Below are 14969 nucleotides of genomic sequence, written 5' to 3'. Positions count from 1 at the left end.
AGGAGCGCGCGGCCGGGTGCGCCAGTCACTCAGCGCGCCGGCCACTCAGTGCGCCGGCCGTTCACTGGGCCAGCGGCACGACCTCGATCCGATCCCCGGGGCCGGCGAGCACGAGCACGCGCCGCGCGGTGACGCCCTCGAGCGCCGCCGCGAGCGCCGCGGCATCCGGACCGCCATCCGGCTCGGCCGCGCTCCGCCAGACGGTCACGGATGCCCGCGTGGCCGCCTCGACGGCCTTCCCGAGTGCCTCGCCGTCGCCGGCCGTGACGAGGATGACGCGCCCGATGCGTCGCGCAGGGGTCAGGCCCTCGGCGGCGATCACCGACCGATCGTGCCGCCAGACCGCGAAGTGGTAGCCGAACACGAGCGCGGTGGCGACGAGGAGCCCGAACGGCGCGCGGATGCGGTCGACGAGGCTCGCGCCCGTCGCGGGCTCGAGGAAGAACTCGAACAGCCGGTAGCCCACCACGAGCAAGGCGATGAGGGCCACGATCGCGCTCACGCCGAACACGGCGATGAGGTAGACCCGGCGGCCGGTGTACCCGATCTCCGTCGACTCGACACGCCGCGTGGGCTTCCAGCTGAGCCACCACACCGGTCCGCCCACGACGAGCGCGCTGATGCCGCCGAGGAGCACGGTGCGGGTGTCGGATGCCGCGAGCGGGCTGACGAGCGCCGCGAGCGCCGCGTTCAGGATGACGCCGATGCCCGTTGCGGCCGCCGCGAGGCCGAGGGCCGACATGACGAGCCCGCTCGCCCGGCGCGTGTCGTCGGATCGCCGGGCGGCGACACGGCGATGGTAGGCCCAGACGAGCGCGCCGACGGATGCCGCGGCGAGCGCCGTGCCCAGCGGGCCGAGCACCTGCGTCGCGGAGTCGCCCGGGTCGAAGGCGAGCCGCAATGCGACGAAGATGGCCGTGCCCAGTCCGCCGAGCATGACGGCACCGGCGCCCAGGACGCCCACGCCCACGAGCGCCACCGCGGCGAGGCCGGTGGTGAGGTGCACCGCGCCATCGCGGAACCAGTGCCACCACCAGATCGCCCCGCCGACCACGACCCAGATGAGCGACCCGAGCGGCGCGACCCACCACGGGCTGCCCGCGATCGACTGCTGGGACGCGCCGAGGATGGCCGTGTCGAGCAGGCCGCCGAGTGCGTCGATCGCGCCGCCGACGGCCACGACGAGTCCATACACCGAGCCGGCCACGGCGGGCACGGTCGCGAGCCGCGTCGGACGCTTGACCCGATGGCGCCACATCCAGCGGTGCCAGACCCAGACGAGGGCCCAGACGACCCCGGTCGCGAAGTCGCCGGGCAGCCACAGCCCCCTGATGAGCGAGGACGCCGTTCCCACGAGCGCCGCGGTCGACACGATCAGCGAGACCGTGTACATCGCCGTCAGGTAGAGCCCCCACGCGAGCGACGACCGCTCGGACTCGTCGGCGAGGCGACGCCAGACGACCCACCAGAGCACCGCCGCGAGCGGGCCGCCGATGAGTGCGAACGCGAGCGACAGCGCGAGGTCGGTCGTCCCGCCGAACGCGAGCGGCGCGCCGACGTCGAGCAGTCGCTCCAGCAGCCCGGCGATGCCGATGGCGGCGATCGTGACCAGGGCGAAGAGGATCGTGTAGACGATGATGCGCCGCACGGTGCGCTGCGCGCCGCCGGTCACCGGGGCGATGGTGGCGCTCATCACTTCACCGTGCCCGGGTCGCAGACGGTGAGGGGCCACGGGGCGGACTCGATGAGCCATCCGCCATCCGCCGCGACGAGATCGAACACGCCCTGCTCCTCGTACTCCGACGATCCGAACATCCCCCCGTCGTAGGACGTGACGATGAGCACCTCGACGTCGGCGGTGTCGGCCCGCTCGGTCGTCGAGACGAGCGTGACCCGCATGCCGTCCACGGGGCCCGTCTCGATGCGACGGCAGGAGTCGGCGAGCTCGGGCACCAGGTACTCCTCGGCCGCGGCCTCGTCGCCGTCGATCACCGCCGCCGAGTATCGCTGCACGACGCCCTCGGGTGTCGTCTCGTCGAGCTGCGCCGGTTCGCCGCGCGTGAACACGACGACGAGCGCCACGATCACGAGGACCGCGATCACGCCGAGGATCACGATGAGGGTTCGGTCGGGTCTCGCGGCCGGTGCGTCCATGTCGCTCATCATGGCGTGCTGCGCGCCGCAGGGCCATGGGGCGAAGGTCATGCCGCGTGTCGCGCCGCGGCGCGCCGGCGTCGTCGGGGACACGAGAGGGGCGCTGCGCCGGCGGTTCCACCGCTTCGGCGAGCGCCCCTCGGGGTGGGCGGCCCGTGCCGTCACTGCTCGGACTCGGCCTGCTTGACCGAGCGGACGAGCTCCTGCACGCTCACGTCGCCGGAGCGAGCCGCCAGCGACTCGCGCACGGCCTCCTGCTCGAGCGTCTGGGCGCGCATGACGTCGCCCGATGCGCGGGACTCCAGCGACTCGCGCACGGCTTCCTCCTGGAGCGTGATCGAACGCATCCGATCGCCCGGCATGCGCGACGCCAACGACTCGCGCACGGCAGCCTCCTGCAGCACCTGGGCCCGTGTCAGGTTCCCCGATGCGCGGGACTCGGCCTGCTTGGCGACACGGATCCGCTCCTGCGCCGTCATGTCGACGGTGCCGCGCGTGGTGGATGCGGATGTTCGCGACTCGGCGGCCTTGACGCCGCGCACGAGCTCCGCGACCTCGGCCGCGGCGGCCGCACGCTGCTGGCTGAGCCGCAGCTCGACGCGGGCCTGGCTCGCGTCGGCATGCGCCGTGTCGGCGAAGCGTCCGTCGACTCCGGCGCATCCGCTCAGCACGAGCAGCAGCGCCGCCACCCCGACCACCGGGGCGATTCGTTTGGTGTTCATGATCCTCTCCCTCCGAGAGCTGTGATGTGTCGAAGCGTAGGAATCCTCAGGTTGCGCGGAATCCGGACCAGCCCCGTGATCGCGAGGTGCCACCACCGAACTCGCAGCGGGTGCTGGCTCGGAGGACCCCCCACGCCTGCACCGGTCCGTCCGGAGGGACGGTCTCAGTGGAGGTGCTGAGCGTCGTCGTGCCTGGTGCGGCCCGGCAACGTGAACGGGCGCGGTGGCCGATGCCACCGCGCCCGTTCACCGGATCGCGAATTCCCCTCCATCGTTCAGCGGCCGCCCCGCATGGGCGAGAGGTCGTCGTCGATGGTGCCGCCCGAGCGTTCGGATGCGTGCGACCGTGCCTCGGCGTACTGCTGCAGTCGCACGCCCTGGGCCTCGCTGGGGGAGAGTCGCACGGCAGCGCCCGCTTCCGCCTGCTTGACCGAACGGATCGCCTCCGTGCGCGCGAACGAGACGTCCCCCGTGGCGGCGGCATAGGCGGCTGCGTACTGCGACAGTCGCGCCCCCTGCACCTCCGCCGCGGTCGGGCCGGTGTCGATCACGACCTGCTCGGGCCGCGCTGACGCTCCGGTGACCCCCGTGAGCACCATCACGAGCGACACGATGCCGATCACGGGTGCTGTCGTCCTTGTGTTCATGGCTCCATTCCTTTCCTGAGTGGATGCCCCGAAGCTACGACCGGGGCGCGGCCGCGGAATCCGGGGTGCCACCCGCCCCGACACCCGGTTTTCCTGAGCGTTCCTCAGGGCTGCTGAGTCGATCGCCCCTCCGATCGGCGCGCCCGGTGGATCCAGCGGTCCGGGGTCGGTGTGCGCGGACGGCGAGACGCGCACAGCGAGCGACGCGGACACAGAGATCGGACGCGGGAGGCCTGGTGGGCCCCACCGCGTCCGCGCTCGGATCGGGTGCTCCGCGGCCGCCATCTAGCGACCACCTCGCAGCGGGGACAGGTCGTCGACGATGTCCGGCGTCGCCGTGGGCGTCGTGGTCGGCGTCTCCGTCGGCACGAGCACGGGCGTCGTGGCACGCAGCGGCGAGAGGTCGTCGCGCACGCCGGCGAAGCTGTCGCGCCACATGACCGAACCTCGAGCGAGTCCCACGATCGCCGCATTCGCGACGGGGCTCAGGTTGTCGCGAACGCCGCGATCCTGGGCCGCTGCCCCGATGGTGCCGCCGAGCAGCAGCATGAGCGACACGGTGAGGATCACCGGCGTCGCCGTCTTGTGGTTCATGGCTCCGTTCCTTTCCTCGATGGGGATGGCCTGAAGCTAGGACGGGGAGGCCGCCGCGGCATCGGTGGTGCCACTCGTCGGCCCGGGGGCTGACACTGAGTTTTCCTCACCGCTCGACGTCGCCGGTCGAGTAGGGCGACGCCCGTATCGAGACCACCGCCGGTCGAGTAGGGCGAAGCCCGTATCGAGACCACCGCCGGTCGAGTAGGGCGAAGCCCGTATCGAGACCCACCGCCGGTCGAGTAGGGCGAAGCCCGTATCGAGACCCACCGCCGGGTCTCGATACGGCCTGCGGCCACTCGACCGACGCCGCCACCGGGTCTCGATACGGCCTGCGGCCACTCGACCGACGCCACCGCCGGGTCTCGATACGGCCTGCGGCCTACTCGACCGACGCCGCCCGCGCCGCGACGGCGCGCGCCTCGAGCAGCTCGCGCTCGCGTGCGTTCTCGGTCATCGCGGCGGCACGGGTGAACTCCGCCGCCGCCTCGGCGTGCCGCCCCAGGCGCTCGAGCAGGTCGCCGCGCACGCTCGGCACGAGGTGGTAGCCGGTGAGTGCCGGATGGTCGACGAGCTGATCGGCGAGCGCGAGCCCCGCCTCCGGTCCGTAGGCGCGGCCCAGCGCCACGGCGCGGTTGAGCTCCGCGACGGGCGAGCCGGTGCGGCGCACGAGCTGCTCGTAGAGCGCGGCGATGCGCATCCAGTCGGTGTCGGCGGATGCCGCGGCGCGGGCGTGGCACGCGGCGAGCTCGGCCTGCAGCAGGTACTGGCCGGGCTCGTCGCCCGCGACCGCCTCGGCTTCGGCGAGCGCGTCGAGCCCGCGGCGGATGCGCGCGGCATCCCACCGGCTTCGATCCTGGTCGTCGAGCAGCACCGGGGTCCCGTCGGCGCCGACGCGGGCGCGGAGGCGCGAGGACTGCAGCTCCATGAGCGCCGTCAGCCCGAGCACCTCGGCATCGCCGGGCACGATCGCCGCGAGGATGCGCCCGAGACGCAGGGCCTCGTCGCAGAGCGGCGGACGCATCCAGTCGGCCCCCTCGGTCGCCGAGTAGCCCTCGTTGAAGAGCAGGTAGACGACGCCGAGCACCGCCGCCAGCCGTTCCGCGCGTTCGGCGCCGCTCGGCTCCTCGATCGCGGCGTTCGCCTCGGCGAGGGTGCGCTTGGCCCGCGACACGCGCTGCGCGACCGTCGCCTCGGAAGCGAGGTAGGCGCGCGCGATCTCACGCGTCGAGAGGCCGGCGACGAGCTTGAGCGTGAGCGTCGTCTGCGCCTCGGCGCTCAGCGCCGGGTGGCAGCAGATGAACATGAGCCGCAGCACGTCATCCTCGACGTGGTCGATGCCCGCACCGGGGTCGTCGTCGACCGCCTCGGCGAGCTCGTTCGCGAGCAGCTCCGCCGCCCGGTCGTGCCGGGCGCGTGCGCGGAACACGTCGATCGCCCGCCGCTTCGCGGTCGTCATGAGCCAGGCGCCGGGGTTGTCGGGGATCCCGTCGGCGGGCCAGGTCGCGAGCGCCGCCACGACCGCGTCCTGGGCGACGTCCTCGGCGAGCGCGACGTCCCGCAGCATCCGCACGAGCGCCGCGATGAGCCTCGTGGACTCGAGTCGCCACACCGCCTCGATCGCGGCGCGCGTGGTCACGTCACCCACGGGTGCGATCAGACCACACGCGCCGCGATCACGGCAAGGGCGAGCGGCGCGTCGTTCAGAACTCCGCGATCTGGCGGATCTCCACGGTGCCGTTCCAGGTCGGCCAGTTGTCGAGGTGCAGCTGCACGAGGCGGCGCCCCAGTTCGACCGCCTCCGCGCGGGAGTGCACGTCGACCACTGCGTAGCCGCCAACGAGCTCCTTCGCCTCGGCGAACGGCCCGTCGATCGCCTTCGCGCGCCCGTCTGCCACGGTCACGATCGCGCCGGCGGCGCTCGGCAGCAGCCCCTGGCTCTCGACGAGCGTGCCGTTCGCGCGGCCCTCCTGCTCGTACGCACCCATCGCCTGGTAGATGGCGGGCGGCGCCTCGGCCGCCTGGGCCTCGTCCATCCTCACCATGCACAGAAATCGCATCGGGTCCTCCTTCGGTTCCGGCACGCCCCAGTGGTGTGCCCTCACCATAGCGACGGCGGCAACGGTCGGTTCTCGACATCCGCACGCGAAATTCCTCGAGCGGATGTCGAGAATCGGCGTCGGACGACGTCGCTCTGGTGAAGGACCGTTCCAGCACACGCGAAAGGACACGTCATGGACACCTCCACCTCTCCCCGTTCCACCGCACCCGAGACGGGCGCCACCGCCCGTCCCGACACGCTCACGCGCAACCTGCTCACCGGCGGCATCATCGCCGGACCGGTCTTCGTCGTGACCGTGGCCGTGCAGGCGCTCACGCGCGAGGGCTTCGACCTGACGCGGCATCCGCTGAGCCTCCTCGCCGTCGGCGAGGGAGGCTGGGTGCAGACCGCGAACTTCCTGCTCGCCGGCGTGCTCAGCCTGGGCTTCGCCGTCGGCGTCGGCCGAACACTGCGCAGCGGCGCCGCGCACATCGCAGGGCCGTGGCTGCTCGCGGTGTTCGGCCTCGGCCTCGTGATCGGCGGCCTGTTCAGCGCCGACCCCGGGATGGGCTTCCCGGCCGGCGCGCCCGCCGGGATCCCCGAGACGCTCACCGTGCACGGCATGATCCACGCCATCGCCCCGCCGCTCGCCTTCCTCGCGCTCATCGCCGCGTGCATCGTGTTCGCCCGCCGCTTCGCTCGCGAGGGACGCCGCGGGGCCGCAGCGTGGTCGGTCGCAGCGGCGATCGGATGCCTCGTGCTCACCGCTCCCGTCGGGCCGGGCACGAGCGTGCGGCTCTTCCTCGGCATCGCCCTCGCGTTCGCATGGCTGAGCTGGCTCGGGGTGCGCCTGCTGCGGCGCGCCTGAGCGGCGCGGCGCAGCAGGGCGGCTCCTCGGTGCGAATGCGCCGCCCGAGGAGCCCCCGGCACGGCGATGCGTGGCGTGGCGAAGACCACCACGGAATCTTGCGTTCACGCACGAATCCCGCGTCGGCCCGCAATCAATCGCGGAGGTCCGCCACGTAGCCTTGGATGGCGCGCTGAATCCCGGCGTGCACACGCGCCGCTCTGGCCCCGAGATCCGAGAACGGAGGTTCCGATGTCACAGAACACCTTGACTGCAATCGTTGGCGAACCCGAGGTTCTCGAGGACGAGACCCGTCTCGTGACGGCCGAGCAGATCGCGCTCGCGCACGGCGTCGAGACCGACCCGGCGTGGCTCCGGCTCAAGGACTCCGCGACGCGGCTCCAGTCCCTGCAGGTGAAGGACGGTTCGGTCCCCGACGACGGCGACCGGCCCGAGGCATCCGCCCTCGTCGACGCGATCGTCGAGTCGATCGAGGCGCTCGCGCCGCGGTTCCCGCACGAGGCCGCGTACCTCGCGGCATCCGTCGTCGACTTCCGCCGCTGGCAGGCCGAGGGCTTCGGCGTGCCCGACTTCCTCGACTCGCTCGTGGAGTTCCAGCCGCAGCAGCAGCGCGTCGACGGCGTGCGCCACCTCGTGGTGTTCCCGATGGTGACGCAGAACGGCTCGCAGGACCGGCACGTCGAGGCGCTCGTCGTCGAGACGATCTGGCCCGAGTTCATCGCCCACCTCGAGGCCGGCGAGTACTCGAACAAGCTGTTCGTGAGCCTGCGGCTCGTCGACTTCACGCCGGGCTACGACACCAACTCGGCGGTGCTCTTCCCCGAGACGGTCGCGATGCGCGAGATCCCGCCGTTCACGTGGGGCGCGATCTTCCAGGACCGCGAGGCGGCACGCTACCGCCGGGTCGTGCGCGCGGCATCCGAGATCACGAAGCTCGAGCTGCCGGATGACGCGGCCGCGCTGCTCGACGACCAGGACCTCGCCGAGCGCACCTTCGTGATGTGGGACATCATCCACGACCGCACCCACATGCGCGGCGACCTGCCGTTCGACCCCTTCATGATCAAGCAGCGCATGCCGTTCTTCCTCTACTCGCTCGAGGAGCTGCGGTGCGACCTCACCGCGTTCCGCGAGTCGGTGAAGATCACCCGAGCGCTGCGGGCACGCGTCGCCGCCGGTGAGACGCTCAGCGACGTGAACGCCGAGACGCTGCACCACGCCACCCTGGTGCAGTACGCGGTGATCTTCGACCGCATCTTCCGCTTCGCGATCACGGGCTCGCGCGTGCGCAACTACGACGGGCTCGGCGGCCAGCTGCTGTTCGCGTGGCTCCACCAGAAGCACGTGCTCGAGTGGACCGACGTGCAGCTGAGCTTCGACTGGGCCGCCGTGCCCGACGCGGTCGTCGAGCTCGGCGACGCGATCGACGAGCTCTACTGGAAGTCGATCGACCGCCCGAAGACGGTGCACTGGCTCGCCGCGTACGACCTCGTGCGCAGCGTGCTCACGCCGAACCCCGCGTCGGTGTGGGCCCAGGGCCTCCCCCGCGAGGTGCTGGCCGGCCCGCCCAAGGGCTACACCGACCTCGTGATGGACGACGAGTTCCCGCTGTCGATGTTCTACGAGGCCCTCGACAAGAAGATGAAGCCGGTCATCGAGTCGACGGTCGGCATCACTGCGGCCGACGCCTGACGGCCCGTCGGTCGAGCAGCGACGACGGAGCGTATCGGGGCCCGTAGCGTGGTCTCGATACGCTTCGCTGCTCGACCGACTGGTTCGACAGCCGAATCTCGAAGAGGAGCAGGACATGACCGATCTCGCGAATCGCACCGTGCTCATCGCCGGCGCGACGAGCGCCTCGGGCCGGGCCGTGGCACGCGCCCTGCTCGACGCGGGCGCTCGCGTCGTGGCCGTCGGCAGCGACCAGGAGCGCCTCGACGCACTTGAGGCGGAGCTGCCCGAACTGGTCGGCGAGCGCGCCGACCTGACGGACGGCGACGACGTGCTCGAGCTCGCCATGCGGGTGCACGCCCGCGTGGGCGACGTCGACGGCGTCATCCACCTCGTCGGCGGCTGGCGCGGCGGCGGGGGCCTCGCCGGGCAGACCGAGGAGGACTACCGGGTGCTCGAACGCTCGTTCACGGCGCTGCGGTACGTGAGCCGGGCGTTCTACGACGACCTCGTGGCGTCGCCCGCGGGTCGCATCGCGATCGTCTCGTCGACCACCGTCGAGCGTCCCACCGCGGGCGGCGCGAACTACACGGCGGTCAAGGCCGCGAGCGAGTCGTGGATGCGGTCGGTCGCGCAGGGGTTCGCGAAGTCCGGGTCGCCGGCGGCGGCGGTCACGTTCCGCGTGCAGTCGCTCGCGGGCCTGGAGGAGCGGCTCGCGGCATCCGTCGTCGACCTGTGGCGAGCGGATGCCGCGGAGCTGAACGGATCGGTCACCGAGCTCACCGCCTGAGCGCGCTCCGGCCCGACCGCGGCGACGAGTCGCGTGGATCGCGGCGGGTCAGCCCACCGCGCCGATGCGGTGGCCCGCGAAGCCCCAGCAGCCGGCCCTCTCCCAGCGGTACTGGTCACCGCCCCGGGAGGTGCCGTTGAGGGCGAGCTCCCATGCCGCCGCCTCGCGGTGGGTGAGGTCGGCCGGCATGGCCGGGTAGCGGTTCGAGCCGTCGCCCTGGTAGTTCCACCACTCCCAGTAGAGGTACTCCTGGCCCTGGGCGGACATGCACTCGCGCACGATCTGCTGGAAGGCGAGCCACGCGTGCTGGTCCTCGGGCGTGGGCGGCCCGCCGGGAGCATCGTCGGGTGCCGGGCCGCCCGGCACGCCGAACTCGCCCGAGGGGGTGCCGCGGCGGGGCGCCTGCGGCGGCTCGTCCGTCGGCGTCGGGGCGGTGGCACGACCGTCGGGCTGCTCGGCATCCGGAGCCTGCGCGACGGGCGTCTCCTGCGGCGCGGGCGCTGCGTCGCCGCCGTCGGCCCCGGCGGGCACGTCGCCCTCGCGCTCGGCGACGGCGCCGGGCGGGGCGGGCGTCGACTCGGCGGCGCTCGCCTCGTAGCCGTCGACCGCGGGCGAGGCCTCCTGGGGGTACCGCGCGTCGTAGAAGACCGGTGCTCCCGTCATCGCGGCGGCGGCGCCCATGAAGAAGGCGGCCGCGGAGACCACGGTGACGCCGGCTGCCAGCCAGAGCACCTTCCGCATCCGAACCCCCAGTCGTCCGCCGCGCCGTCGTGATCGTCGTGTGCGGACATGCTAGCCGCAACGCTGCCCCCCGAACAGGGAAATCCTCATGTTCCATCGCCCGGCGGCGCGCGGCGGCGCGTCCCCCATTCTGCGGGGCTCGCGGTGGGCGGTCGTCAGTGGTGGCCCTGACGTGTCAGTCGGCCGAGGGCGGGGTCGCGGCATCCGTCGATGAGGAGGCCGGCGACGCACTCCCCGACGGGGCCGGCGTGACCTCGTTCGCGGTGTCGGCCGGCGAGCGCTGTGCGCGGCTGAGCAGCACGAACGGCGTCGCGATCGCCGAGATGAGTCCGCTCCACAGGAGCGACGCCCCGTAGCCGCCGAGGTCGGCCGAGCGCCCGAGGATCGGCTGGAACACGACGCCGCCGGCGCTGCCCAGGAGCGAGTCGAACGAGAGCACGGTCGCGCGCTGCTTCGAGGGGATCATGTCGTTGAGGTACGCCCGGTGCACGGGGTCGTCGATCGACGACGCGATGCCCCAGCCGGCGAGGAGCACGATGGCCACCCAGAAGTTCGTCGTGAACGCGAGCGCGACGAGGATCACGGCCGACGCGATCGTGGCGAGCAGGATCGCCGAGGTGCGCTTGCGGAACCGGCGCCGCACGAACGGCGCGATCGCCCCGCCGACGATCGACGCGGCCGAGAGGATCGCCGCGGCGAGGCCGGCGATCGAGTAGGCGCCCTCATCGCCCCAGAGCTCGAGCAGGTACGGCTGCAGGGCGTAGAAGACGTAGATGCCGACGCCCGCGGTGAACGGGCTCGCGAGCATGAGCCAGCGCACCGGCGGGTCGCCCAGTCCGTACTTCAGGGAGGCCCGCAGCACGTTGCGTGTGGCCCGGATCGGCCCGGCGCCGCGCTCGGGCGTGAAGCCGAGGTCGCGCATGAGGAGGGCCGCCACGACGAGCGTGACCGCGAGGATCCCCGCCCGGATCAGGAACGGCACCCCGAGGTCGGTCAGCTGCGCCACGACGCCGCCGAGCACCGAACCCGAGAACATCGCAATGCCGCCCACGATCTGCGCACGACCGAACACCGCCTCGAGGGTGCCCCGGTACTCCGTCGCGCGCAGCGCGTCGACGAGCCAGGCGTCGACCGCTCCGGAGAAGAACGTGAACCCGAGGCCGAGCAGCACCGACACCACCGCCCACGCCCAGAACGGCGAGTGCCAGAGCCAGAGCAGCCAGTACATCACCGTGGTGACGGCGAGCGTCGCGGTGCCGAGCAGGTACGAGGCGCGGCGGCCCACCGTGTCGGCGACGACGCCCGTGGGGATCTCGAAGATCACCATGCCCGCGGTGAAGAACGCGTTCGCCGCGAACGCCTCGAGGTTCGTGAGTCCCGCATCGAGCAGGAACAGGGTGTTGATGCCCCAGATGAACGAGGCAGCCACGGTGTTGCCGAGGATGAGCGTGTAGTACACGCCCTGAACCCGTCGAGCCGCACGGTTCGGCTCGGCGACGGCGGTCATGCCCGGTCTCGCGCTCGTCTCATCCGTTCATCATGCGCGCTGCGGCGGCCGGGGCCAAGAGCCGATCGTTTGACCCGTTCCCGACGGCACCGATAGCCTCCGGGCATGGTGCGCTTCCTCATCCGCGCGGCGATCTACCTCGTGACCGCCGCCCTCGGACTCCTCGTCGCCTCGTGGATCCTCCCCGACTTCCACATCGAGTGGGGCGGATTCCTCGTGGCGGTGGCGGTGTTCGCCATCGCGCAGAGCGTGCTCTCGCCGTTCATCTTCAACGTCGCGCGAAAGTACGCGTCGGCGATCCTGGGCGGCATCGGTCTCGTCTCGACCTTCGTGGCGCTGCTCATCGCGTCGCTGTTCCCGGGCGGCATCCGCATCGAGGGCGCCGTGACGTGGGTGCTCGCGACCCTCATCGTGTGGATCGTGACCGCGCTCGGCGGCTGGGTGCTCCCGCTCATCTTCCTCAAGCGGCGGGCAGGCGACCGCAACGCGGCTGCGGCCTGAGTCGCCGGGCGCCTGCGGTCAGTTCGCCGACTGCCGGTGCAGCCGCGACTTCCAGTCGGCGGGCACGCGGTCGCGCGGCGCCGGAGAGCCCTGCTCGACGGGGCGGCTGTCGGGCGGCGCGAGCCGCGGTCCGTCGACGGCCTCGTGGGTGGCGTAGTTCCAGAACCAGTCCTCGCCCGGCTCGAACGACTGGGCGATCGGATGCCCCTGCTCGCGCGCGTGGCGCGAGGCGTGCTGCTCGGGCGAGCTGTCGCAGCATCCGACATGGCCGCAGTGCGCGCAGCGGCGGAGGTGCAGCCACCAGCCGCCGCCGTCGAGGCATTCGACGCACCCCTCGCCCGAGGGCGGCACGTCGGGATCGATCGGGGGCGTCGCGTCGGTCATGCGAGCCACACTAGCCGCGCCCCCGGCAGAAGGGGAGGAACCGGCGTCGAGGCCGTGCGTGCCGAGGCGGGTCAGCCGTGGCGCTCTCCCGTCGTGGACCCGGTGAGCGCCGTGGCGGCCGCCTCGGCGATCGCATCCGGCTCGAGCGCCACGTCGTAGTCGAGGCCGTCCTCGTCGTCGGCGAGCGGCTCCCACGCCGCGAACTGCGACGCGAGCAGCTGCGGCGGCATGAAGTGGTCGGCGCGCTGCTCGAGTCGCGAGCGCAACAGCGTCAGGGTGCCGCGCAGCTCGACGAATCGGGTGCCCGGCGCCCCGGCGCGCACCCGGTCGCGATAGCGCCGCTTGAGCACGGATGCCGCGACCACGGCGCCGCCCGGCCGGGCGAGCACCTCGGCGACCGCGTCGAGCCAGCCCCAGCGGTCGTCGTCGTCGAGCGGGATGCCCGCCGCCATCTTCGCGATGTTCGCCGCGGGATGCAGGTCGTCGCCGTCGACGAACGGCAGCCCGAGGCGCGCCGCGAGCAGGGCGCCGACCGTGGACTTGCCCGCTCCCGAGACGCCCATCACGACGACGCGGAGGCCGTGCGCGGACGCCCGCACGGGCGCCGGCACAGTGCGTGCCTCGGCCTCGTTCGTCATCGGTGGTTCGCCTCTCATCGTGTCGTGCCGTGTCGTGAGCCCGGGGCGGGGCCGGGGGCGGGCCCGTGGCCCCGGCCTGACCCTGGGCCCGGCGTCATCGTACGGCGTTCCGGGCCATCGGGCCGAGTGGTGCAGGCGATTCCGCTCCCTGGGTGCGCACCGGCGCACCATCCGACCGGGTCCCGTGCGTTGCGGCCCCGGCGCAGCGCGGGCGGGATCGAATCCCCGGGCACCCCTTGACGCGGCATCCGCTCGGGCGTAACGTAAGCGAATCATTAATTAAGGAGTTGCTTACGCAGTGGCAGCGGCGACCGACGAGCTCAGCCTCGTCTTCCAGGCCCTCGCCGATCCGACGCGGCGCGCGATCCTCTCGCGCCTCCACGCCGGGCCGACGACCGTCGGGGAGCTGGCGGAGCCGTTCGCGATGAGCCGACCGGCGATCTCGCAGCACCTCAAGGTGCTCGAGCGCGCGGGCCTCATCGAGCGCACGGCCACGGCGCAGTGGCGCACGTGCACCCTGCGCACCGAGCCCCTCGACGAGGCATCCGCCTGGGTCGAACGGCACCGCGGCGAGTGGAACGAGCGGTTCGACCTGCTCGACGAGCACCTCCGATCGATGAAGGAGCAATCATGACCGAGCAACGCGCGTCGGTGGCCGAGGCCACGAGCGACGCGACCGCACCCCAGTTCACGATCACCCGCATCTTCGATGCGCCTCGCCCGCTCGTCTGGCGGGCCTGGACCGAGCAGGCGGATGCCGCGGCCTGGTGGCATCCGCGCGGCATCTCGATCCGGCCCGGCAGCGTCGCGATCGACCTGCGCATCGGCGGTCGCTACGCGTACACCATGGTGAACGACGCCGACGGTTCGGAGTACCCGACGGCCGGCGTCTACCGCGAGATCGTGGAGCCCGAGCGGCTCGTGTACACCTGGGGGAATCCCGACGACCGCGACGCGCCCGTCATCACCGTGACGCTGCGCGAGCTCGACGGCGACCGCACCGAGATGCTGTTCCACCTGCTCGGCATCGCGGCGGCGCCCGGCGACGCGGACGTCTACGACGGCTGGGACTCCGCCTTCGACGTGCTCGCCGAGCACCTCGCCACGGTCGGCACGGGCGGCGACGCCGACGGCGCGCACGAGGGCCGCTGATGGGCATCCTCACCGTCGAGCAGATCGTCTCGGCCGACGGCTACGCGGCCGACGCCTCGGGCGGCATCGACTTCTTCACAGCCGTCGACGAGCCTGCGGCCACCGACGCCGAGCAACTCGAGTGGCTCACGGGGGTCGACGCGATCCTGCTCGGCGGGAACACCTATCGCATGTTCGCCGGGTACTGGCCGGGCGCCGACCCCGCCGTCGAGCCGGTCGCCGAGGTGATCGCGCGCCTGCCGAAGTACGTGTTCTCGAACGCGATCGACCACGCGCCCTGGGGCGACGACGCGCTCGAGGTGCTGCACGGCGACGTCGCCACCTCCATCGCCGAACTCAAGGGCCGCCACGCGTCGATCGTCGTCTGGGCAGCCTCATGCTCTGCGACGAGCTGTTCCGCTCGGGTCTCGTCGACGACCTGCACCTGCGCGTCGTGCCCGTGCTCATCGGCGCGGGCCGGCCGTTCACCCCGGCCGACCTCGGCGAGCAGCGCCTCGCGCTCGACCACGCCGTGTCGCACCCGAGCGGGCACGTGGGCCTGCACTACCGGTTGCGCTGA

Annotated in this window: 19 protein-coding genes; 7 read left to right on the top strand and 12 right to left on the bottom strand. The window is 72.5% G+C overall.

The features are described 5' to 3' along the window. Positions 1–61: 61 nt before the first annotated feature. From EDM22_RS04510 to EDM22_RS19445, 7 genes are all read right to left on the bottom strand, one after another. Complete coding sequence (locus tag EDM22_RS04510) at positions 62–1693, bottom strand: DUF5671 domain-containing protein (RefSeq protein WP_122935868.1); 1632 nt, start codon at positions 1691–1693, stop codon at positions 62–64. Then, the gene (locus EDM22_RS04505) at positions 1693–2154 is read right to left on the bottom strand and encodes an LpqB family beta-propeller domain-containing protein (protein ID WP_122935867.1); all 462 of its coding nucleotides are present in this window, start codon (positions 2152–2154) and stop codon (positions 1693–1695) included. Before EDM22_RS04505 ends, EDM22_RS04510 begins: the two co-directional genes overlap by 1 nt. A 161-nt stretch (positions 2155–2315) precedes the next feature. After that, on the bottom strand, positions 2316–2876 hold the full coding sequence (locus EDM22_RS04500) for a hypothetical protein (protein ID WP_138708027.1): 561 nt from the start codon (positions 2874–2876) through the stop codon (positions 2316–2318). 275 nt (positions 2877–3151) lie between these two features. Beyond that, a complete protein-coding gene (locus tag EDM22_RS04495) occupies positions 3152–3523 on the bottom strand; it encodes a hypothetical protein (protein WP_138708026.1) in 372 nt (123 codons plus the stop codon). A 285-nt stretch (positions 3524–3808) separates the two neighbouring features. After that, positions 3809–4117, bottom strand: a complete 309-nt coding sequence (locus EDM22_RS04490) for a hypothetical protein (RefSeq protein WP_122935864.1) — start codon at positions 4115–4117, stop codon at positions 3809–3811. 382 nt (positions 4118–4499) lie between these two features. Next, positions 4500–5765: an RNA polymerase sigma factor gene (locus EDM22_RS04485; protein WP_281274054.1), complete on the bottom strand. Its 1266-nt coding sequence runs from the start codon at positions 5763–5765 to the stop codon at positions 4500–4502. A 55-nt stretch (positions 5766–5820) separates the two neighbouring features. After that, the gene (locus EDM22_RS19445; RefSeq protein ID WP_281274053.1) at positions 5821–6177 is read right to left on the bottom strand and encodes a YciI family protein; all 357 of its coding nucleotides are present in this window, start codon (positions 6175–6177) and stop codon (positions 5821–5823) included. Between the two features lie 174 nt (positions 6178–6351). Here EDM22_RS19445 and EDM22_RS04475 point away from each other — a divergent pair, with 174 nt between their 5' ends. From EDM22_RS04475 to EDM22_RS04465, 3 genes are all read left to right on the top strand, one after another. Beyond that, positions 6352–7026: a DUF998 domain-containing protein gene (locus EDM22_RS04475; RefSeq protein WP_122935862.1), complete on the top strand. Its 675-nt coding sequence runs from the start codon at positions 6352–6354 to the stop codon at positions 7024–7026. Positions 7027–7257: 231 nt separating this feature from the next. Next, the gene (locus tag EDM22_RS04470) at positions 7258–8718 is read left to right on the top strand and encodes a DUF6421 family protein (RefSeq protein WP_122935861.1); all 1461 of its coding nucleotides are present in this window, start codon (positions 7258–7260) and stop codon (positions 8716–8718) included. A 115-nt stretch (positions 8719–8833) separates the two neighbouring features. Further along, the gene (locus tag EDM22_RS04465; protein ID WP_122935860.1) at positions 8834–9487 is read left to right on the top strand and encodes an SDR family NAD(P)-dependent oxidoreductase; all 654 of its coding nucleotides are present in this window, start codon (positions 8834–8836) and stop codon (positions 9485–9487) included. A gap of 48 nt (positions 9488–9535) precedes the next feature. Here the strand turns inward: EDM22_RS04465 and EDM22_RS04460 are convergent, their stop codons facing one another. Together EDM22_RS04460 and EDM22_RS04455 are read right to left on the bottom strand one after the other, a co-directional pair. Beyond that, positions 9536–10228, bottom strand: coding sequence for a hypothetical protein (locus tag EDM22_RS04460; protein ID WP_122935859.1), 693 nt, complete (start codon positions 10226–10228; stop codon positions 9536–9538). Positions 10229–10403: 175 nt separating this feature from the next. Next, complete coding sequence (locus EDM22_RS04455) at positions 10404–11735, bottom strand: MFS transporter (protein ID WP_122935858.1); 1332 nt, start codon at positions 11733–11735, stop codon at positions 10404–10406. Positions 11736–11840: 105 nt separating this feature from the next. Between EDM22_RS04455 and EDM22_RS04450 the strand changes: the two genes are divergently transcribed. Continuing rightward, positions 11841–12236: a phage holin family protein gene (locus EDM22_RS04450; protein ID WP_122935857.1), complete on the top strand. Its 396-nt coding sequence runs from the start codon at positions 11841–11843 to the stop codon at positions 12234–12236. 18 nt (positions 12237–12254) lie between these two features. Here EDM22_RS04450 and EDM22_RS04445 read toward each other — a convergent pair whose 3' ends face one another. After that, positions 12255–12620, bottom strand: a complete 366-nt coding sequence (locus EDM22_RS04445; RefSeq protein WP_122935856.1) for a UBP-type zinc finger domain-containing protein — start codon at positions 12618–12620, stop codon at positions 12255–12257. Between the two features lie 71 nt (positions 12621–12691). Continuing rightward, positions 12692–13258, bottom strand: coding sequence for a gluconokinase (locus tag EDM22_RS04440; protein ID WP_122935855.1), 567 nt, complete (start codon positions 13256–13258; stop codon positions 12692–12694). A gap of 298 nt (positions 13259–13556) precedes the next feature. Between EDM22_RS04440 and EDM22_RS04435 the strand changes: the two genes are divergently transcribed. Next, on the top strand, positions 13557–13892 hold the full coding sequence (locus tag EDM22_RS04435; protein WP_122935854.1) for an ArsR/SmtB family transcription factor: 336 nt from the start codon (positions 13557–13559) through the stop codon (positions 13890–13892). After that, positions 13889–14410, top strand: coding sequence for an SRPBCC family protein (locus tag EDM22_RS04430; RefSeq protein ID WP_122935853.1), 522 nt, complete (start codon positions 13889–13891; stop codon positions 14408–14410). Before EDM22_RS04435 ends, EDM22_RS04430 begins: the two co-directional genes overlap by 4 nt. Positions 14411–14573: 163 nt before the next feature. Here EDM22_RS04430 and EDM22_RS20240 read toward each other — a convergent pair whose 3' ends face one another. Next, positions 14574–14738, bottom strand: a complete 165-nt coding sequence (locus EDM22_RS20240; RefSeq protein ID WP_170964014.1) for a hypothetical protein — start codon at positions 14736–14738, stop codon at positions 14574–14576. 48 nt (positions 14739–14786) lie between these two features. On the opposite strand from EDM22_RS20240, the gene EDM22_RS20235 reads away from it, so the two are divergent. Next, on the top strand, positions 14787–14969 hold the full coding sequence (locus EDM22_RS20235; RefSeq protein WP_122935852.1) for a dihydrofolate reductase family protein: 183 nt from the start codon (positions 14787–14789) through the stop codon (positions 14967–14969).

Origin of the sequence: Agromyces tardus, from assembly GCF_003710805.1 — a bacterium.
Classification (GTDB): Bacteria; Actinomycetota; Actinomycetes; order Actinomycetales; family Microbacteriaceae; genus Agromyces; species Agromyces tardus.
This window is presented reverse-complemented; position numbering and strand designations above follow the sequence as displayed.

Coding starts and splice junctions, on each gene's coding strand:
- EDM22_RS04510 (WP_122935868.1), bottom strand. CDS start 1,693: ATGAGCGCCACCATCGCCCCGGTGACCGGCGGCGCGCAGCGCACCGTG.
- EDM22_RS04505 (WP_122935867.1), bottom strand. CDS start 2,154: ATGGACGCACCGGCCGCGAGACCCGACCGAACCCTCATCGTGATCCTC.
- EDM22_RS04500 (WP_138708027.1), bottom strand. CDS start 2,876: ATGAACACCAAACGAATCGCCCCGGTGGTCGGGGTGGCGGCGCTGCTG.
- EDM22_RS04495 (WP_138708026.1), bottom strand. CDS start 3,523: ATGAACACAAGGACGACAGCACCCGTGATCGGCATCGTGTCGCTCGTG.
- EDM22_RS04490 (WP_122935864.1), bottom strand. CDS start 4,117: ATGAACCACAAGACGGCGACGCCGGTGATCCTCACCGTGTCGCTCATG.
- EDM22_RS19445 (WP_281274053.1), bottom strand. CDS start 6,177: ATGCGATTTCTGTGCATGGTGAGGATGGACGAGGCCCAGGCGGCCGAG.
- EDM22_RS04475 (WP_122935862.1), top strand. CDS start 6,352: ATGGACACCTCCACCTCTCCCCGTTCCACCGCACCCGAGACGGGCGCC.
- EDM22_RS04470 (WP_122935861.1), top strand. CDS start 7,258: ATGTCACAGAACACCTTGACTGCAATCGTTGGCGAACCCGAGGTTCTC.
- EDM22_RS04465 (WP_122935860.1), top strand. CDS start 8,834: ATGACCGATCTCGCGAATCGCACCGTGCTCATCGCCGGCGCGACGAGC.
- EDM22_RS04460 (WP_122935859.1), bottom strand. CDS start 10,228: ATGCGGAAGGTGCTCTGGCTGGCAGCCGGCGTCACCGTGGTCTCCGCG.
- EDM22_RS04455 (WP_122935858.1), bottom strand. CDS start 11,735: ATGACCGCCGTCGCCGAGCCGAACCGTGCGGCTCGACGGGTTCAGGGC.
- EDM22_RS04450 (WP_122935857.1), top strand. CDS start 11,841: ATGGTGCGCTTCCTCATCCGCGCGGCGATCTACCTCGTGACCGCCGCC.
- EDM22_RS04445 (WP_122935856.1), bottom strand. CDS start 12,620: ATGACCGACGCGACGCCCCCGATCGATCCCGACGTGCCGCCCTCGGGC.
- EDM22_RS04440 (WP_122935855.1), bottom strand. CDS start 13,258: ATGACGAACGAGGCCGAGGCACGCACTGTGCCGGCGCCCGTGCGGGCG.
- EDM22_RS04430 (WP_122935853.1), top strand. CDS start 13,889: ATGACCGAGCAACGCGCGTCGGTGGCCGAGGCCACGAGCGACGCGACC.
- EDM22_RS20240 (WP_170964014.1), bottom strand. CDS start 14,738: ATGGAGGTGGCGACGTCGCCGTGCAGCACCTCGAGCGCGTCGTCGCCC.
- EDM22_RS20235 (WP_122935852.1), top strand. CDS start 14,787: ATGCTCTGCGACGAGCTGTTCCGCTCGGGTCTCGTCGACGACCTGCAC.